Source organism: Acinetobacter sp. YH16031 (assembly GCF_013417335.1).
Lineage (GTDB): Bacteria > Pseudomonadota > Gammaproteobacteria > Pseudomonadales > Moraxellaceae > Acinetobacter.
On record NZ_VPED01000156.1, the window covers coordinates 1 to 1,517 of the forward strand.

At 35.5% G+C, this 1,517-nt stretch carries 3 protein-coding genes; 1 reads left to right on the plus strand and 2 read right to left on the minus strand.

What is annotated here, in order from left to right:
* Positions 1–666 (plus strand): spore coat U domain-containing protein (locus tag FTV31_RS16795; RefSeq protein WP_180015770.1); only part of this gene is annotated, 666 nt, incomplete at its 5' end.
* Here the strand turns inward: FTV31_RS16795 and FTV31_RS16800 are convergent.
* A complete protein-coding gene (locus FTV31_RS16800) occupies positions 663–1,139 on the minus strand; it encodes a spore coat U domain-containing protein (RefSeq protein ID WP_168406833.1) in 477 nt (158 codons plus the stop codon). The two genes, FTV31_RS16795 and FTV31_RS16800, sit on opposite strands and share 4 nt — an antisense overlap.
* A 196-nt stretch (positions 1,140–1,335) precedes the next feature.
* Positions 1,336–1,517 (minus strand): helix-turn-helix domain-containing protein (locus FTV31_RS16805; protein ID WP_180015772.1); only part of this gene is annotated, 182 nt, incomplete at its 5' end.

Genomic DNA, 1,517 nt, shown 5'->3' on the forward strand with positions numbered 1-1,517 from the left:
TATAACCTTTTTTATGACCCTGGTTTTACTCATTTAATCCAATCGCGTGATCAATTAACTGCTATGGGTTGTAGAGACTATACAATTACGGGTGGTAAGCAATTGACTGAAGTGATCCCAGTTTATGGTCTTTTTTATCCAGGACAGACAGGGGCTGCTGGTAATTACAGATCCTCTACTTTATCGCTTGAAATCCTTTATGATTTTGAAAGAAATGAGAACTATCCTAACGGCTATAACGCTAGTAATTTAAGATATTCGGATACGGCCAATATGAGTGTTTTTGCAGAATATGAGAATGTTTGTGCATTACTCTCAACAACAGATTTGGATTTTGGTCAAATTGATAATTTGAACAGAGACTTACACACAAGTGGTCAAATTTCTCTGCAATGCCCTTCACGCACTACTTGGCGAGTAGGATTAAATAATGGCAAATATGCTCTGAATAATCAGAGAAGAATGTTTAATGGCAAGGATTATATAAACTATGATTTATACTTAAACAGTAACTTAACTCAAAAATGGGATAGTTCTAATAACAGGTCGCAAGGTGTAGGAACAAATGGGCAGCAACCAATCTCTGTTTACGGACATGTCCCCCAACAGCCTCTCAAAAGTGCAGGAAACTATAGTGATACTGTGACGGTCACTTTAACGTATTAATATGTAATCGTAGCAACCACAATATCATTATATACACCCGCAGGAACATTCGTGGCGCCTTCATTAATTTTTGCCCAGATTTTGAAGTTCTGATCCGTACCAGTTCCCGTACTTGCAAAATTTTCTTGAGAAGAGCTTCCCCAAACAGTTTTAAATCCAGCATCCTGATAGAGCTGATACGGAACCTGGATAGAATTGTCTTGTGTATTCTTTAAAGTCTTATCGCTGTTTAAAGCAATCGAGTATGGAGTATTTTGACTACAACTAACATTCAAACTTCCTGAGCTAGTTACATGATTTGTTGATCGTTGAATAGATCCAAAATCAATAGATTGAGTCTGAGTACTCTGGATCTCACAATGTTCTGTTACGGTAAGTTGGACAACAAATTCAGATGAATTTTCATTTTTTTGGGTATAAGCAATTGTAGAAAATAAGATAATGAAACTTAAAAAGTACTTCATTTTTCTCATAACCTTTCCTTCAATATCTTACTTTCTTTACTTGCAATAATATAAGGTATAAGAGCTCCATATAAAACATCTAAATCATAACTTTCAAATTTAAAATATCAGAGTTATTTCCATATTTACCCTAAAAATTTCTTATATAAAGTAACCCTACTGCGGAAGGGTATAAGTATCCTCTTCAGGGCATTATAAGTTTTTTTTAAATAACTTTAGCAACTCGATAGACAGTTGCAACTCCACAATTCACTGCTTTGGCAATTTCTTCCTTAGTCATATTGCCAGCTACTAGCAATTCTTTTATTCGTTTATGTTTAGCCTCATTTGCCTTCTTGCCTGTTGGTTTGTAACCCGAACGTGCCAGGCCCTGCTTAATACGTTCTA